The following is a 16,410-nucleotide window of genomic DNA, read 5'->3' as shown; positions in this document are numbered from 1 at the left end:
GCTTCGGCCGCGTTTTTTTTCGCCCTCTCGATTCGTCCCTTGAATTCACTTTCGAGGGCGCCAATGCGATCGCCCAAGCAAGGCGCTACTGTCCGGCCTCGCTGCTGTACGAAGCAGCGTCATGCAAGCAATGCAGCCTGCTCCTCGATTCCATCCAGCATCGCATTGCACTTGCGCGCCAACGCTAGCCCATCACTACGCAAACGCTCCGGCGTCTTGAGGGTGATGTCCCGGCGATAGTCTTCCAACGCGTTGAGCAGAGGCGGATACTGCAACACGCTCGCCGCTCCTGCCACGCGATGATGCCACTCACGCAGACGCCCGACCTCGACGTGTTCAAGTAGTGGCGACAACGCCTGCACGTCTTCGCGCACCGAAGATACAAACGAATCGAGCAATGCCTTAACGGTCGATTCGCTCCCCCACAACTGCGTCATGTGACTCAGATCGACCGGGACGAATGGGTCGGGGCCGCTGTAGGCATCCGGCCCGGAAGCCGACGGCACACTGACAGTTTCAGCGGGTGCGGCTTGCCATGCGCTGTCAGTGCCGAACCAACGACTCAGGTAGTCGCGCAGCGTAGCGAGCCGCGTCGGCTTGACGAGACAGTCATCCATGCCCGCCTCACGGCATAGCTTCAGGTCTTCTGGCGCGGTGTTTGCAGTAATGCCCAGGATCGGCAGATGCTGCGCGCCGTTCACTTCCTGCTCCCGGATGCGCCGTGCCAACTCATAGCCGGATAAGTTCGGCATATGGCAGTCCGTGATCAGACATCCATAGCTGGTTTGTTCGAGCGCGGCCAGTGCTTCGACGCCGTCGTTCGTCACGTCGCAGGCAAAACCAAGCAAGGCCAGTTGATGACGGATCAATTCCTGATTGACCGGATGATCTTCCGCAACCAGGATCAGCCGTCCGCTAGCAATTGCCCGTTCACGGTCCGGTGGCACGTTGGTGCCTTCAGCCATGCGCTGCATGCCTGCGGAACGCGGCGCCACCGAAGGCAGCCCCGTCATCGCCGCGGCGCACGCCGCGCCGAGGCCGCGCCACGAGATCGGATTGATACTGACACGCACATTGTTGTCGAGGATGCGGTAGCCGGTCGGCTTTGGCTTCTCGGTCAGACTGATGATCCGCGCGCTGGACCCGACGCTTGCAGGCAGTACCACATCTTCACTCACGAAGATCATATCCACGCCCGCCAAAACGGCCGGTTCGCCAAGTTCGGCCGCATCAGGCGACAGGCGGCGCAACTCGAGTCCGAGAGCCTGGCCGAAATGCATCAGCGCCTGCGCGACCCGTGTGTCACCCGTCGCCACGATGCCGCGCTTGCCGCGCAAGCCGCTCATGGAGTAGCGCTGCGATTCTATCGGCATGGTGAGACGCACAGTCATGCGCGTACCGACCCCAGGTTCGCTATGCAATTCGAGCGCGCCGCCCATCAAGTCGATCAGCTTGCGGCAGATTGTCAGGCCCAGACCGGTGCCGCCAAAGCGGCGGGTAGTAGACGATTCCGCCTGCACGAACGGCTCGAACAGTCGCGCCTGCGCGTCCAGCGCGATGCCGATGCCGGTGTCCTTGACGGTCATCTCGAGCGTCTGGGCGCCGCCAGTCTGGTCGACGACCGCAACCCGCACGTCGACCTCGCCTTCCGGCGTGAATTTGATAGCGTTGCCAAGCAGATTGAACAGAATCTGCCGCAATCGCACGCTGTCACCACGTAGCGTAGCCGCAACTTCGAGCGCGATCTCCACGCGTACCTTCAGGCCTTTTTCATGGGCGCGGCCCGCGAGCAAACCGACTGCGTTGTCGACCAACTCGCGCATGTCGATGGGTTCGGCTTCGATAGTCAGCCGCCCTGCTTCAATCTTCGAATAATCGAGGAGATCGTCCAGAATCTGCAGCAGCGCGCCCGCCGACTCGTGGATCATGCTCATCATTTCCCCCTGATCCGCATTGAGCGGCGTGCGTTCCATCACTTCGACGAGGCCCAGCACGCCGTTCATCGGCGTACGGATTTCGTGACTCATCATTGCGACAAAGTCATCTTTTGCGCGCGAGGCGGCTTCGGCCACGTCGCGCGCTCGCGCAAGTTCCGCGGACCGCGCATGCTCAGCACTTGCGTCCACCCAATAACCGCTCCACACAACGCTGCCATTCTTCTCACGGCGTGGCACCACCTCCGCGCGCACCCACCTGAGTTCACGCTCGACTTCAAAGCGAAATTCCATATTCACTGCTGTTTCGCAACGCGCCGATCGCTCCAGCTCGGCCAACACGAGAGGTCGGTCCTCTTCGCACACGCGTCCGAAGTCGATCGTTCCGTTGCTCATCAACGAGGTGTGGTCACCACCCAGCAGATGTCGTGTGTCGCCGCCGATATACGGAAACGAATACGCACCGTCTGCAGTGCGGCGCAATTGAAACACCACGGCCGGCAATGAACGCGTGACGTCGAACAGACGCCGCTCGGTTTCGCGCGCGAGCATTTCAGCGCGCCGGATATCCGTAATATCGACCATTGTTCCGAGCACACAACTCGGCTTACCGTCAGCACTGTGAACGATGCGGGTCCAGAACAGCCCATGACGCAAGTCGCCTGCGTTGCGTTCAAACTGGAGTTCTGCCTGTGCCGGCTCACCGCCTATCAACATCTCACGTGTAAGTTCATCCAGGACTTGGCCATTGACTTCGCCCCATGTCCGAACGTCCACGGCCTTGCGTCCGATCACTGCGTCGCGGCGCAAACCGCACGCTTCTTCGTACGCCCGGTTGATCGCGATATAGCGCCCATCCAGATCTTTAGCGACGAGCGGATAGGGCACCATCTCCATCATGGTTTCCTGAAAATTCAGTTGCAAAGCCAGTTCGCGTTCGGTCTGTTTGCGCCGCCGGACTTCACGCTGCAGCAGCAGATATGCGCGCAACGTGACCAGCAATACGAGACCGATGCCGATCAGCAACGGCAGAAGGCGCACCGCGGTAACGCTCCATGTTCCTCGCTCTCCCGTGCTACCGGTCACCCACTTTTGCCGGATGCGCTGCTTCTCTGCCGGCGGCATAGCCAGCAACGCACGGTCGATCAAGCCCGTGAGCGGCCTCAGATCAGGGCGTACCGCGAAGCCAAGTGCGTCGGTCCCGCCGACCGTGCCGAGAATCTTGAGCACACCGGCGTAGCGTTGCTTGAGCAGGATATCGACGGCGGCGACATTGCCGACCAGCACGTCTGCCTGGCCGTTCTCGACCATCTTGAGAGCGTCATCCAGACTCGGCGCGACAGCGATGTTGGCCGCCGGAATTGTGTCGATCGCCTGCGAAATCGAGCCAGCGATATGCGACGAGACCACGATGCGCCGCGAGGCGAAATCGTTGAGCGCGCGCGCCGCGGGTTCGTTTTCACGTCCGACGATCACGAGCGGATAGCTTTCGTATGCACGCGTATGCAACGCGTTCTTCAGACGTGGATCGTTGCTCGAGGAGGTGGCCAGAATCGCCAGATCGCCGTGCTGGAAAGCGTCGATCGTTGCGGGCCAGTCGGCCGTGTGGGCGCGGTTGAACACGACGCCCAGCGCTCGACTCAAGTAATCCAGATATTCGGCGGCAATGCCCGCAGGATGGCCAGACTCGTCGACATAACTGAAAGGCGGCCAACCGTTGTCGAAACCCACCTGCAAGGGAGGCAGCGAACGAAGCCATGCTTGCTCTTCCGCTGTCAGCACGAGGCGCCGCGCAGCGGACGCAGCTTGCGCGTCGAAGCTGCCGGATAGCCAGCGCACGCGGATCGCCGCGTCGTCTGCTGGATTCATTGAAGCGAGCGCGCGATCGAGCTGGTCACGCAGCGCCACCCGGTTGCGCGCCATGGCAAAGCGCAAGTCGGCAGTTCTGCCGCGCTCCTCGAAAGCGACTCGCAGTCCGCGGAATTCCTCGGTGCCCAGTGCGTATTGAACGGCAGGCGTAAAGCCGAGATAGGCGTCGGCGTCGCCTTGCGCGACTGCCTGCAGCGCGGCGTGTGTACTTGCAAAGGTTTCGAGCTGGGCGCGTGGGAAGCGCTCACGCAAGGAGCGTTCCAGCGCAAACCCTTTCTCTATCGCGAGGCGTGCGCCGGCAAGCTGAGTCGCGCTCGCGTACACGTCGCCGTCGCGACGGACCGCTACAGATGCAGACGCCCGAAAATACGGCGCGGTGAAGCTGAAGCAGCGTTCCCGCTCGGGAGTGCGTGCAACGCTCATCACCAGATCGACGTTGCCAGCGCAGGCCGCGGCCAGTAGTTGCGGCATGTCAGGAAATGCCTGGGGCTCGATCACGACGTTCGGTCCAACGAGCGCGCGCAGATAATCTGCGCTCAAACCGGTTAGCTGACCGTCCTGAAGCCCGTCGAAAGGCATCCATCCATTAGCCAGAACGCCGACGGTTAATGTGGCGGGAAAGCCGTCCTCGACTGACGGATGCGATGCACCGGCTAACGGTTGAGCTGCCGCCGGCTGTATCTGCGTGATCACGAATGCGAACACTACAAGCACGCACTGCAATACGCGTCGCGTCCGCCTTACGGCGATACCGCGTTGGCGTTTCATAGCGGGCACCATGAATTGACACCAGGAGGCGCTCACGCCGCTTTGCCCTGCTTGTGAGAGAGCGACGCAGTTTGCCGGCCACACTTGCCCCGGAGAAATGAAAACAGCGTACCGGCGGCGACGCCGCCCAGCAACGGCGCCGCCCAGAACAGCCAGAGCTGGTCGAGTGCCCAGTCGCCGACGAACAACGCCTGACCGGTAGAGCGAGCGGGATTGATCGAGCCGTTGGTAACCGGAATCGATACCATGTACACGATCATCAGACACGCGCCGGCAACCATCGGTGCGATCGGCCTCAACCTTCGCCTGCAGGCCACCATCAGACTCGCCATGACGAAAGCGAACGACAATGCAAGCTCGACGACCAGCGCAGAATGAAGTTGATAATCGGCCGGAGAATGGTCGCCGAAACCGTTCGCGGCGAATTCGCTCGCGGTCAGTTCAAAACCGGGGCGACCGCTCGCCACGTAAGCGAGCATCGCGGCCGCCGCAATGGCCCCGAGCATCTGAGCGGCAATGTAAGGCAGCAGATCCCGAACCGGGAAACGTTGCGCGACCGTGAAGCCGATTGTGACAGCAGGGTTGAAGTGTGCGCCGGAGATGGCGCCGAGAGCGTAGCTCGCCGTAACGAGCGCGAGGCCGAACGCGAGTGATACCTCGAGCACGCCGTAGCCTTGCTGGACCCCGCCGGTGTTCAATACAATGCTGCCGCAGCCGATGAACACCACCCAGGCAGTACCGACCCCCTCGACCAATAACCGCTTGCCTAACGCTATCATTGCGCCCCCCAGTTTTTGTGTGAATGGCAGATGGCGCAGCACCCCAGCTGTTAAACATCTGCCTGAATTTTCCAGGCTCGTCACCACCCCGCTAATGAAATGACTGCTTTCACCAGGCTGGCATTGGAAGTCGAACCCCAGCTAATCCAGCACTATGAAACCGCAACGTCGCTCAACCAATCAGAAGACTCCTAAAGTCTTAAGAATCATTGAAGGTCAAGAGTCCGTTCCCTCACACGACTGTCAGGCCAACCCGATTTGTCTCGCATAGTCAATGAGGTCGTTTTCTGTCTCGAGACCGAGCTTGCGCATCGCACTACGCTTCTGTGTACTGATGGTCTTGCCGCTGCGCTGCAGGCGCGCCGCGATTTCGTGGACTGCCAGACCTTGCACATAGAGCTGGAAGACCTCCCATTCGCGCGCGCTCAGCACGCCCGCGCGCGGTTGCGGCGGCGCGTCGGATGCATCTATTGCGACGCGTGCCTGATCCGATAGATAAACACGGCCGCTAACTGCTGCCTCGATCGCTTCGATCAACGCCGCGGCGGTATCGCGCTTGTCGACGATTCCGGTCACGCCGAGGTGCAACAACCCAGAAAGCATGTGCGCATGGCAGATCATCGTCAGCACGACGACGCAGGGGTGCGGCCGCGCCCGGAACAGCCGGCGCAGGAAAGACACGACGTTGCTGGCACCGTCAATGCCCGGCATGCCGATATCCGACACGACAACATCGCATGCGTGGCTGTCGAGCAATTCGGCCAGCGTTTGGGTATCGCGCGCTTCACCGACTATCTCGATGCGGGGCGCCGTTTGTAGCAGGCGCATCACACCAACACGAACGCAATCGTGATCGTCGGCCACGATGACGCGGATTTTTTGTGTCATTTTTTGTTGTCTTATCGACTGGCACTCCCTGCACACGACATGCATCCCCGGGAGTGCCAAGTACATCTTCTGTTCGCCACGCCACCGTACCGGCGTGACGTCTTGTCGGCTCAACGCCGGTTGTGCAGGCAATCCTCAGAGATCACGCCGTGCTCGACGGCGAAGCGGAACAGCTCCGCGTCGCTGTGCAGGGCGAGCTTGCGCATCGCGGTACATTTCTGAGCGCTAATTGTCTTGACGCTGCGCTCGAGGCGTGCGGCGATCTCCGTTACACCAAGCCCGGAAGCGTATTGCGTGAACACCTCCAGTTCGCGGCGCGACAACATCTGCCGGACAAAATCGAGCCGCTGCGCCGCCGTTGCGTCGGCAATCAGCGATCTCACCGCCGGTCCGAGATAGCACTCGCGAGCCAGCGCCGTGACAACGGCCACGTGAATCAGATCGATCCGGTCCCGTTTGCTAATCAGCCCGTCGACCCCGAGCGCGATGACCTTTCTCAGCTCGGCAGCTTCGGTTTCCATAGTGAGTACGACAAGTGCAACATCGGGATAGCGCACCTTGAACTGCCTGACGGCTTCCAGTCCATCGCCGCAGAAGCCTCCTGGCATGTAGAGATCCATGAGAACGAGGTCGCACGGAACACGATCGACTTCCTTGAAAAGTTCTGTGGCGTCGGCAGCGCGGCCGACGATCTGCATATTCGGATAGCTCACCATCAGATTTTCGATCGCCAACAGAACCAGTGGATGATCGTCCGCGATGATGGTTCGAACAGGTGTGCTTGAGTCTGCGTTGTCGTTCATCGTCTACTTCTCCCCCGCACCTAGATTCCCTGTCGCTCTCTTCGGAGCAACTGGCCGTCCCGCGATAATTGGACATATTTCGGAAAATAAAAATAAGATCGCTCTGAAATGACTCAATGAACGTGTCCGGACAATTGATTAGCGATGCGATTTAACTTTCATAAACTCCATGTGCACGGATATAAGCGAAGAGACCAGGATCGTTGGTGACGCCGAGTTTAGCCATTGCCTCGCGTTTTTGACGGCTGACGGTTCGGCGATGACATCCGAGCGCTACCGCGATCTCGGAGATCGAATGGCCACGCACGGACATTGCTATCACTTCCGCCTGCCTGCGGGACAAACATGAACCCGGCGACAGATCGCATGCTTCGTCCTGGGAATGGGTAAGCGCTTCGATGATGGAACGGCCGACGTACACCTCTCCCTTACCACCCGCCTCGACCGCTTGCCAGAGTTCATCCATTGTTTCAATTTTGCTGAGCAGGCTGACTACGCCGTCTGACACCATGACCCGCAGAATCGCGGTGTTTGTCAGAGCGGTCATCACGACGATACGCAACAATGGCCAGCCAGATCGGATTCGCCTGACAAGATCCAGCCCGTCTTCAACCGTGTCGGATTCCTCCGGCATCGTCAGATCGGTGACGAGCACGTCGCATGGTGTGCTCTGTAACAGTTTGATCAATGAAGTAGGCGTCGCCGCTTCGCCAACAATGGCGATGCCGGCATGCATTTCCAGTGCGGCTCGAACGCCAAGCAGAACGAAAGGATGATCGTCAGCCAGAATGACGCGAAGATTCACTATGATTTCTCTCGGTTGTTGTAGGTGAATTCGGCGAACACGCAAGGGAAATCCCACTCGCTTCGCACTTGCTTTGACGACCTCCTGGCGAGAGGCCACGCGCCAAGGGCAGCATAAAACCACCACTACAACCAGGCGAAAATCGGAGCGTTCCGAAACCCGCCGATAATTTGATAGCCCATCGTTTAACTATCAAAGTATCAATACATAGTTATGCGAATTGAATACGCGAAAATTCGTCTCTCAATGTTTATTTCTGACTGGGAAGCAATGAAACGACGAGAGCGCGCTCCGCCGCTCTCGTCGCATGAAAAACAACGAATGGGACCGGTGGCATCGCGCCGTCGGTCACCATCAATTCATCACGTGGCATCGCAAGTGCGCACCGCCACCCGCTTGCTAGCGCGCACCGTCCGCGGAAACACCGGTAGTGCGATCAATGCGCACACACTGGCCACCGCCCACACCATCGGCCACGAACCCACCGACAACAACGGCGGAATAGCGAGCGGCGTCAGGAACAGCGAGAGAAAGACGCAGGTGTTGCCGATCGCCAGCGCGGTACCTGCGCGGCTCGTCCCTGCGAGCGTCGCGAGTTCCGTGAAGGCAACACCGTGCCATGCGGACGCGCTGATGCCGCCCAGCACGATCATCAGCGCGAACACAGCCGTCATCGCCGCATGGTGCGTGCCGGCCAGGCCAGTCACCAGGGCGAGCAATACGAACAGCACCGCGGTCAGCACACTGCAGGCCCGCATGTAAGCGCGTCGATTGCCATGCCGGTCGGTCCACGCGCCGCTCCAGACCCGCGCAATCGCAGCACCCGTTTGCACCGCTGCCATCGTCACACTGATTGTGAGTACACCCGCGTGGCTGAAATCATGGAGGAAGACGGTCCCGAACGTCACGACAGCAAGCTGGGGCACGCACAATGCGCCCGCGCCGAGGGCCACACGCCATATGCCGATATCGCGCAACGGCGAAACCTTCGCCGGCATGGCAGCCGCAGCGCTGCGAACTGTACCTTCGCCATTCCCTTCGGTATGCGAAGGTTCATGCAGCCAGCACCACGCGAACACCGCCGTAGTCGCGCACGCAAGGGCCAGCACGGTGTACGCGCTGGCAAAGCCGAATCTTGAGGCGAGCACCGGCAAGATCAGCGCCCCCAGCCCACCGCCGGCGGGCACCGCGGTCTGCCGAATGCTCATCGCGAGGCCACGCTCACCTTCGCGAAACCAGGCCATCACCGCACGGCCACTCGAGCCGTTGACGCTGCCACCGAGCAGGCCGACCAGCAACAAGCCGAGCGCGAGCGTCGCCACGCCCGGCACATGCGCGCCGGACGGCACCACGAACAATGCCAGCCCGGCTAGCGCCGCGGCAGTCGAAAGAAGTCCGAGCAGCAGCACGCGACGGTCGCCCCAACGGTCGGTCAGAAGTCCCCATGGCAACTCACTCACCGCAATGCCCAAACCGAGCATGCCAAGCACCAGTCCCAACCCGTTGTTGCCGAGGTGATAACCCGAGCGCAGAAAAACGGCCGTGGTCGGAATCCCCGAGAAAGCGGCCGAAAAACTCGCATTCGCCGCAAAACCGACTCCCAGCACCTTCCACCGATGGCTTGACGCCCGCGCACCCGGTACCCGCACGGCAGCAACCGATTCGTTTCTCATGACAGCCTCTGCAATGAATGAATTGGAGGTATCCTACGGCTGGGCTAACCATCGGAAAAGCCGGAAATTTAGATGATATCCATCGGATTTACCGAATCATGAGTCAACGCGGATTTGACCTGACGCAGCTGCGCACCTTCCTCGCCGTCGCCGAATCAGGCAGCGTCTCAGCCGGCGCGGAGCGCGTGTTCCTGTCGCAGTCGTCGGTGAGCGAGCAGTTGAAAAAGCTCGAGGAGCGCGCGGGCCAGCCGCTCTTCGTGCGCAGCAAGCAGGGTGTGGCCGCCACGCCGGCCGGCAGCCGCCTGCTCGATCACGCGCGGCGCATCATCGCAATGAGCGAGGCGGCGTTCGAGGACCTGCAAGGCCGCTCGCTCGACGGCGAATTGCGCATTGCCATCACGGACTATTACCGTCCGCTCGACATCGCCCGCATTCTCAAGATGTTCTCGGAACAGCACCCGCGCCTGAAGCTGCACGTCACCGTGTTGCCGAGCGCCGTGATCGACAGCAGCGCCGGCGACGATGCGTCGTACGACATCGGTCTCTCGTTGCGACTCGTGACCAGGAACACGCGCACCACCAGCCGGCGCGCCGGCGCGCAAAGCACGGTGGTGCGGCGCGAGAAACTGCTGTGGGTCTGCGCGGCAGATGCCAGTCCGCGGCCAGCCACGCCTTATCCTCTGGTACTGCTGCCGTCGAGTTGCCAGTTGCAGCGTTTCGTCGTGAAGCTCCTCGACGAACACAAGGTGCCTTATCTGGTGTCGCATTCGGCCTCCGGGGTGGCCGGACTGCAACTGGCGTTGAGGGCCGGGCTGGGCATTTCCTGCCTGAACGAATCGTCGATTGGCGGGGGCGTGGTGGCCTGTCCACCGAGCGTCGGGTTGCCCGCACTGCCCGCCGTCGAGTTTCATCTGCTCCCGGGGCGAATCGGCGAGAGCGAACGCGTGAGTAATGCACGTACGGCGTTGATGCATCTCTTCAATTGACGCGCTACGTCGATGCACGCGCTGCGACGCATACATCCCGACAGAAATGCAGCGCAGTGCATCATTCGCATTCGGCGATGCAACCCGCATTAAAACCAGATACAGAATAAATATTGAAGACGCTCTAATCGACATCTATGCTGATCAAGTGCGCCGCCAATTGGTCGATCAATTTTTATTGACGCATCCGATGAATTCCTGCAACCTGCGATACATCTACCCAACGCATCAAGCGTTATAACAGCAGCCCGAAAGCCGCCACCCATCGGCGCATTCAGGCAGATCGTTGTTTTATGAGGCAATTGCATCGCTGTATCGATAGATACACTGCACATCCTTAATAAGTCTGTTTCTATTTGCTGCCCATGCAGTCGTTATAAAAGAAGAATTAGCAGGCTTTTCATGCATCGCTCATCGAATTCATAAGCGAATGCATGAGAAATAAAACGCGAAGATAACCGTTCCCCCGACGAGGCCTGGCGTGCATCGTAGAACTATCGGATTTTCGATCCTGTTGGCGTTTTACGTGGTCTGGCGTGGCATGGCATTCGCAGCCACTGATGCGTCAGGCGCGATGCCCTCGGCCATGGACGAGCGCGTGCGCGCCTGCACATCGTGCCACGGCGTGCAAGGTCAAGGCCTGAACAACGACTACTTCCCGCGTATCGCCGGCAAACCGGCCGACTACCTGTTCAATCAGTTGACCGCGTTTCGTGACGGCGGCCGCACCTATCCGCCGATGGGCTATCTGCTCGCCTTTCTGCCCGACGACTATCTGCGCAAGATCAGCCAGTACTTCGCCGACCTGCAGCCGCCCTACCCCAATGCCGACCACACCGAAATCTCACCCGCAGTGCTCGCAGCCGGACAACGGCTCGTCACGCAAGGTGACCCGGCACGCAAGATCCCGGCGTGCATCGCATGTCATGGTGCTCGCATGACAGGTACGCAACCTGGCATTCCGGGCCTGCTCGGCCTGCATGCGAGCTACATCGCCGGACAGATGGGCACGTGGCGTTCAGGCACACGTCACGCGCTCGCACCGGACTGCATGCATTCGATCGCCGTCAAGCTAACCGACAAGGACATTACCGCGGTATCGAGCTGGCTCGCGCGCCAGCCGCGCCCTGCCGATCCGCGGCCGGCGCCGGCGTCCGTCAGGCAGCTGCCTCTCGCATGCGGGAGTCAACCGCAATGAAGCCGACCCTTCGCTCGATCCGCCCTGTTTTGTATGCCGTGGCGAAGCGCCGTTGCGCCGCGGTGTCGCTCGCATCCGGCTTGCTGATGGCCGGCCTGATCGTCGCCGGCAGCGCCGCGCATTCCAGCTCACCACAAGCGTTGTTGATCGCTGAAGCAGGTGCTGCTGAAGCCGTGCCTGCGGCAACGACAACGACGCCAGCAACGACCGCAACGGCAACTGGCGATAAAGCCGACACCCGCCCCGACATCGTCAAACGCGGCGAATATCTGGCGCGTGCCGGCGACTGCGTCGCCTGCCATACCGCGCCGCGCGGCAAGCTGTTTGCCGGCGGCCTCGCAATGGATACGCCGTTCGGCACACTGTATTCGCCGAACATCACGCCGGACGCGCAATACGGCATCGGCACATGGAGCGAGGAAGCGTTCTTCAAGATGATGCGCACCGGCCGCACGCCGGACGGCACCATGCTCTACCCCGCGATGCCGATCGCCCAATACACCAAGGTCACACGTGAAGATTCGAACGCGATCTTCGCTTATCTGAAGTCAGTAGCACCGGTACGCGAGCCCAACCACAAGCACACGCTGCGCTTCCCGTTCAACCAGCGCAAGCTGCTGTACGGCTGGCGCACACTGTATTTCCGTGAAGGCGAGTTCCAGCCGGATCCGACCAAATCGGTTGAATGGAATCGCGGCGCGTATCTGGTCGATGGGCTCGGGCACTGCACGATGTGCCACACCAAGATCAACATGCTCGGTGGCTCGTCACAAAGCGAGCAGTTCGCCGGCGGTCTGATTCCGGTGCAAAACTGGTACGCGCCGTCGTTGACTTCCGATAAGGACGGTGGCCTCGGCGACTGGAGCATCAAGGACATCGTCGACCTGCTACAAGCGGGCATTTCCGATCGCGGCGCCGTGTACGGGCCGATGGCCGAAGTCACCTATCACAGCCTTCAGTACATGACGGACGACGACGTCAAGGCGATGGCCGTCTATCTCAAGACGCTGCCGGATAACCGCGGCCGCAAATCGGGACCGTCCGCACCGACCAATACAAACGTGTTCGCGCTCGGCGAAAAAATCTACGCCGACAAATGTGCGCTGTGCCACGGCGCCAAGGGCGAAGGCCAATTGCAACATTACCCGCCGCTCGCACGTAACCAGTCGATCGAAATGGACTCCGCGGTCAACCCGATCCGCATCGTGCTCAATGGCGGCTTCCCGCCCGGCACCATGCGCAATCCCGAGCCGTACGGCATGCCACCCTTCGGTCAGGAATTGAACGACACCGATGCCGCCGCCGTCGTCACGTATATCCGCACTGCGTGGGGCAACCACGGCAAACCAGTAACGGCCCGCGAGGTCAACGAATTGCGCAAGGCGCCGCTGCACTGAACCTGAACCGCTGCACCGGAGAATCTCCAGATGGAAGCGAATGATACCCACAGCGCGACTCCACCAACGGATGAAGAAGTGGAACGCGTCGTCGCGGCCGGTCCGCATGGCGCGATCGCCGTGGCCGGTGTCGCCACGCTGATCGTCATGGCGATCTGGTTCGGCTTCTACTTCCTTGTCTTTCTGCCGCGCGGCGTCATCCATTGACTATGTCGACTGATTCCAATCACCAACCGGGCAGCGGCCACGAAGTCGCCTTACGTGCCGAGCGCCGCTGGGCGATCTTCGCCACGGCGCTGATCGTGCTGATGCTCGCCGTCATCGTGTTCTCGGGGCTGCACTGGGCGATGATGCCGCCGTCGCGGGTCGAGACGATTGATCCTTCGCGTCTGCAACTGTCCGGCGAATTCGTCGAAGACAACCTCGGCAGCGCCGTCGAGCCAGATGGCTCGGTGGTCGTGCGTTTCATTGCGCAGCAGTATTCGTTCACGCCGCAATGTCTGCTGGTGCCTGCCGACACGCCGATCACGATCCGCACAACCAGTGCCGATGTCGTGCACGGCCTGCTCGTGACCGACACCAACATCAACACGATGGTCGTGCCCGGCTATGTCTCCACACTGAACACGCGCTTCGACCAAGCCGGCGATCACACCATGCCGTGTCACGAGTTCTGCGGCTTCGGCCACCAGACCATGTGGGCGCACGTCAAGGTCATCGATAAAGCCACGTTCTTCGAGCAAGCCCGACAATCACGGAGGCTCAGCTGTGTTTCACGCTAAGCGACTCGTTCTCGCGCATTTCTGGCTGGCCTTCATCGCGTTTCTGATCGCGCTGCTGCTCGGCGCGTGGCAGATGCTGGTACGCAGCCCACTGGTACCGTGGGTCGGCGACCCTGAGCTCTACTATCGATCGGTGACCGCGCATGGCTCGGTGATGGCTTACGTGCTGCCCACCCTGGTGTCGATGGGTTTCGGTTACGCGATCGTCGAACTCGCGCTCGCGCAACGGCTCGTCGGTCTCAAATGGGCATGGGCCGCATTCGTCATGCTGGCGGTCGGCGCGGTAATGGCAATGGTCCCGGTCGCGCTCGGCAAGGCCTCGGTGCTCTACACCTTTTATCCACCGATGATCGGCAGTCCGTTCTATTACCTCGGTGTGGTGCTGGTGGTGGTCGGCTCGTGGATCTGGGTCGCGCTGATGCACGTTAATCTGCGCGTCTGGCGGCGCGCCAATCCCGGCAGACCCATACCGCTCGCGATGTTCGCCAACATGGCGGGCGCGTATCTGTGGGCGTGGACCGCGATCGGCGCGGCGCTCGAAATCCTGTTCCAGATATTGCCCGTTGCCCTCGGTCTAACCAACACGATCGATGCCGGTCTTTCACGCATCCTGTTCTCGTGGACGCTGCATGCGATCGTCTACTTCTAGCTGATTCCGGCTTACATCGCGTACTACACGCTGATGCCGCGCGCGATCGGCGGACGGCTTTATAGCGATTCGATGGCGCGTGTGTCGTTCATTCTGTTCCTCGTGTTTGCCATGCCGATCGGCATTCACCACCTGTTCGCCGATCCGCAAGTCGGCTCGGGCTTCAAGTTCCTGCATGCGGTGTTCACCGGCATGGTGTCGGTGCCGACCTTACTGACGGTGTTCACCATCTGCGCATCGGTGGAAATCGCTGGCAGGCTGCGCGGCGGCAAGGATGCATTCGGCTGGCTGACCGCCTTGCCGTGGCAAAACCCGATGATGCTGGTGATTGCGTTTTCGTTCGTGATGCTGGGTCTCGGCGGTGCGGGCGGCCTGATCAACATGAGCTACCAGTTGAACTCGACGGTGCACAACACGCAGTGGGTGACCGGTCACTTCCATCTGATTTTCGGTGGTGCGATCGTGATCATGTACTTCGCGATCGCGTATGAACTGTGGCCACAACTGACCGGCCGCGCGATTGTGTCGATAAAGCTGGTGCGCGCGCAACTGTGGCTGTGGTTCATCGGCATGATGGTGACGACGCTGCCGTGGCACTACGTCGGCTTGCTCGGTGCGCCGCGCCGTATGGCGTATTACGACTACACCATGCCGGGGATGGAATCACAGGCGTTCTGGGTGGGCATGTCGGCGGTGGGTGGATTGATCCTGGTGGTGTCCGGCGTGCTGTTCATTTACATCCTCGCGAAGTCGCAATTCGGGCCGCTGGTACAGCAACAGACTTTCCGCTTCGCGAGCGCGGTGCAACCGGTGGAGCACGTGCCTGCCGCGCTCAACAGTTTCGGCTTGTGGGTGGCGTTGATGATCGGGCTGACGGTTGTCAACTACAGTGTGCCGATCGTTCAGTTGCTCAGATTGCCGCAGACGTCGGTGCCGGCAGTTGTCGTCGGAGCGCAGCGATGAGTCAGGAACGCGTCTTCAGCTTGCGCAACCCGTGGTTCACAGTGAGCCTGGGCGGCACAATTGCGATTGCCGTCGTGTCGATACTGATCGGCTTTATCTGGTTGCCATCGGCCAATAGCGGATTCAGCGAGCGTGGTTTATGGGCGACGATTTGCAGCGCTGCGGGCGCGCCGTCGAGTTGGTATGGCGGCGCCAATATTGCCGGTCCAGCGCCGAGCGAGGTGGTGGTGTTGCCGCCTTTGCGGCGAGTACGAGACGACGCGAATTCGATCGGCCGCGGCGCGACGATCGCGACGCAGAATTGCTCGATGTGTCATGGCGTGATGGGCACGGTGCAAGTGACGGCACCTGCTTTGGCCGGGCAGTATGCCGACGTGGTCTACAAGGAGTTGCGTGACTATCAGAACGGTGTGCGGCAGAACGCGGTGATGCAGCCCATCATTGCTGCTCGCAGCGACCAGGATTTGCATGATCTGGCGGCTTATTATGCTTCGCTGCCTCGTGCGCCAGCGGCTGAGGTTATGCCGACTGGCGTGGGACCGGATGCGAATGCTGTGAGGCTTGCGATGCAGGGTGATCCGCAGCGGAATATTGCGCCTTGTGCTGCCTGTCATGGGCAACTGGATCGCAAAGGGGCTGCGCCCTGGCTTGGTGGGCAGTCTTCTATTTATCTCGCTGCGCAGATGCGGGCATTTGCTTCTGGTGCCCGGCATAACGATATTAATGAGCAGATGCGGAATGTGGCCCGGCAGATGACTTCGGTGGAGATTGATAGCGTGGCTAAGTATTACGCTGCGCAGCAGTAGGGGATTGTTTTCCCGCTTGGCGTTTTTGGTTTGTTTGCCTACGGCGTTGGGCTTTTCTTGATCTGGTTGCTTTGGCCTTTCCTTGAATTGTTAGTGGTCTATTAGCGTTC

General features: G+C 60.6%; 12 protein-coding genes and 1 pseudogene. 7 read left to right on the top strand and 6 right to left on the bottom strand.

From position 1 onward, the window contains the following. Positions 1-119 precede the first annotated feature (119 nt). The 6 genes from PQR40_RS37515 to PQR40_RS37490 form a co-directional block, all read right to left on the bottom strand. Positions 120-4,571 carry an ATP-binding protein gene (locus PQR40_RS37515; RefSeq protein WP_408511165.1) on the bottom strand — a complete coding sequence of 1,484 codons (4,452 nt, stop codon included), beginning with the start codon at positions 4,569-4,571 and terminating at the stop codon, positions 120-122. Between the two features lie 32 nt (positions 4,572-4,603). Next, positions 4,604-5,350, bottom strand: coding sequence for an aquaporin Z (gene aqpZ / locus PQR40_RS37510; protein WP_408388222.1), 747 nt, complete (start codon positions 5,348-5,350; stop codon positions 4,604-4,606). A 243-nt stretch (positions 5,351-5,593) separates the two neighbouring features. Further along, complete coding sequence (locus PQR40_RS37505; RefSeq protein WP_408388220.1) at positions 5,594-6,238, bottom strand: response regulator; 645 nt, start codon at positions 6,236-6,238, stop codon at positions 5,594-5,596. A gap of 110 nt (positions 6,239-6,348) precedes the next feature. Then, positions 6,349-7,041, bottom strand: a complete 693-nt coding sequence (locus PQR40_RS37500) for a response regulator (protein WP_408239704.1) — start codon at positions 7,039-7,041, stop codon at positions 6,349-6,351. Positions 7,042-7,192: 151 nt separating this feature from the next. Beyond that, complete coding sequence (locus PQR40_RS37495; RefSeq protein ID WP_408340698.1) at positions 7,193-7,846, bottom strand: response regulator; 654 nt, start codon at positions 7,844-7,846, stop codon at positions 7,193-7,195. A 362-nt stretch (positions 7,847-8,208) separates the two neighbouring features. Next, positions 8,209-9,519, bottom strand: a complete 1,311-nt coding sequence (locus PQR40_RS37490; protein WP_408511164.1) for an MFS transporter — start codon at positions 9,517-9,519, stop codon at positions 8,209-8,211. Between the two features lie 98 nt (positions 9,520-9,617). Between PQR40_RS37490 and PQR40_RS37485 the strand changes: the two genes are divergently transcribed. The 7 genes and pseudogenes from PQR40_RS37485 (at position 9,618) to PQR40_RS37455 (ending at position 16,300) form a co-directional block, all read left to right on the top strand. Further along, on the top strand, positions 9,618-10,505 hold the full coding sequence (locus tag PQR40_RS37485; protein ID WP_408239695.1) for a LysR family transcriptional regulator: 888 nt from the start codon (positions 9,618-9,620) through the stop codon (positions 10,503-10,505). 481 nt (positions 10,506-10,986) lie between these two features. Then, entirely contained in the window at positions 10,987-11,703 is a 717-nt protein-coding gene (locus PQR40_RS37480) for a c-type cytochrome (RefSeq protein WP_408239693.1), read from the top strand. After that, positions 11,700-13,100 carry a c-type cytochrome gene (locus tag PQR40_RS37475; RefSeq protein ID WP_408388214.1) on the top strand — a complete coding sequence of 467 codons (1,401 nt, stop codon included), beginning with the start codon at positions 11,700-11,702 and terminating at the stop codon, positions 13,098-13,100. The genes PQR40_RS37480 and PQR40_RS37475 overlap by 4 nt, the downstream gene beginning before the upstream one ends. A gap of 30 nt (positions 13,101-13,130) precedes the next feature. After that, the gene (locus PQR40_RS37470; protein ID WP_408239687.1) at positions 13,131-13,307 is read left to right on the top strand and encodes a hypothetical protein; all 177 of its coding nucleotides are present in this window, start codon (positions 13,131-13,133) and stop codon (positions 13,305-13,307) included. A gap of 2 nt (positions 13,308-13,309) precedes the next feature. Further along, positions 13,310-13,882, top strand: coding sequence for a cupredoxin domain-containing protein (locus PQR40_RS37465; RefSeq protein WP_408239684.1), 573 nt, complete (start codon positions 13,310-13,312; stop codon positions 13,880-13,882). After that, positions 13,869-15,494: pseudogene (locus PQR40_RS37460) on the top strand (b(o/a)3-type cytochrome-c oxidase subunit 1). The gene PQR40_RS37465 and the pseudogene PQR40_RS37460 overlap by 14 nt, the downstream one beginning before the upstream one ends. Further along, positions 15,491-16,300: a c-type cytochrome gene (locus PQR40_RS37455; protein WP_408511163.1), complete on the top strand. Its 810-nt coding sequence runs from the start codon at positions 15,491-15,493 to the stop codon at positions 16,298-16,300. Before PQR40_RS37460 ends, PQR40_RS37455 begins: the two are co-directional and overlap by 4 nt. Positions 16,301-16,410: the final 110 nt, after the last annotated feature.

It is taken from the genome of Paraburkholderia sediminicola (genome assembly GCF_046026855.1).
GTDB classification, from domain to species: Bacteria; Pseudomonadota; Gammaproteobacteria; order Burkholderiales; family Burkholderiaceae; genus Paraburkholderia; species Paraburkholderia sediminicola_A.
This window is presented reverse-complemented; position numbering and strand designations above follow the sequence as displayed.

Coding starts and splice junctions, on each gene's coding strand:
- PQR40_RS37515 (WP_408511165.1), bottom strand. CDS start 4,571: ATGAAACGCCAACGCGGTATCGCCGTAAGGCGGACGCGACGCGTATTG.
- aqpZ (WP_408388222.1), bottom strand. CDS start 5,350: ATGATAGCGTTAGGCAAGCGGTTATTGGTCGAGGGGGTCGGTACTGCC.
- PQR40_RS37505 (WP_408388220.1), bottom strand. CDS start 6,238: ATGACACAAAAAATCCGCGTCATCGTGGCCGACGATCACGATTGCGTT.
- PQR40_RS37500 (WP_408239704.1), bottom strand. CDS start 7,041: ATGAACGACAACGCAGACTCAAGCACACCTGTTCGAACCATCATCGCG.
- PQR40_RS37490 (WP_408511164.1), bottom strand. CDS start 9,519: ATGAGAAACGAATCGGTTGCTGCCGTGCGGGTACCGGGTGCGCGGGCG.
- PQR40_RS37485 (WP_408239695.1), top strand. CDS start 9,618: ATGAGTCAACGCGGATTTGACCTGACGCAGCTGCGCACCTTCCTCGCC.
- PQR40_RS37475 (WP_408388214.1), top strand. CDS start 11,700: ATGAAGCCGACCCTTCGCTCGATCCGCCCTGTTTTGTATGCCGTGGCG.
- PQR40_RS37470 (WP_408239687.1), top strand. CDS start 13,131: ATGGAAGCGAATGATACCCACAGCGCGACTCCACCAACGGATGAAGAA.
- PQR40_RS37465 (WP_408239684.1), top strand. CDS start 13,310: ATGTCGACTGATTCCAATCACCAACCGGGCAGCGGCCACGAAGTCGCC.
- PQR40_RS37455 (WP_408511163.1), top strand. CDS start 15,491: ATGAGTCAGGAACGCGTCTTCAGCTTGCGCAACCCGTGGTTCACAGTG.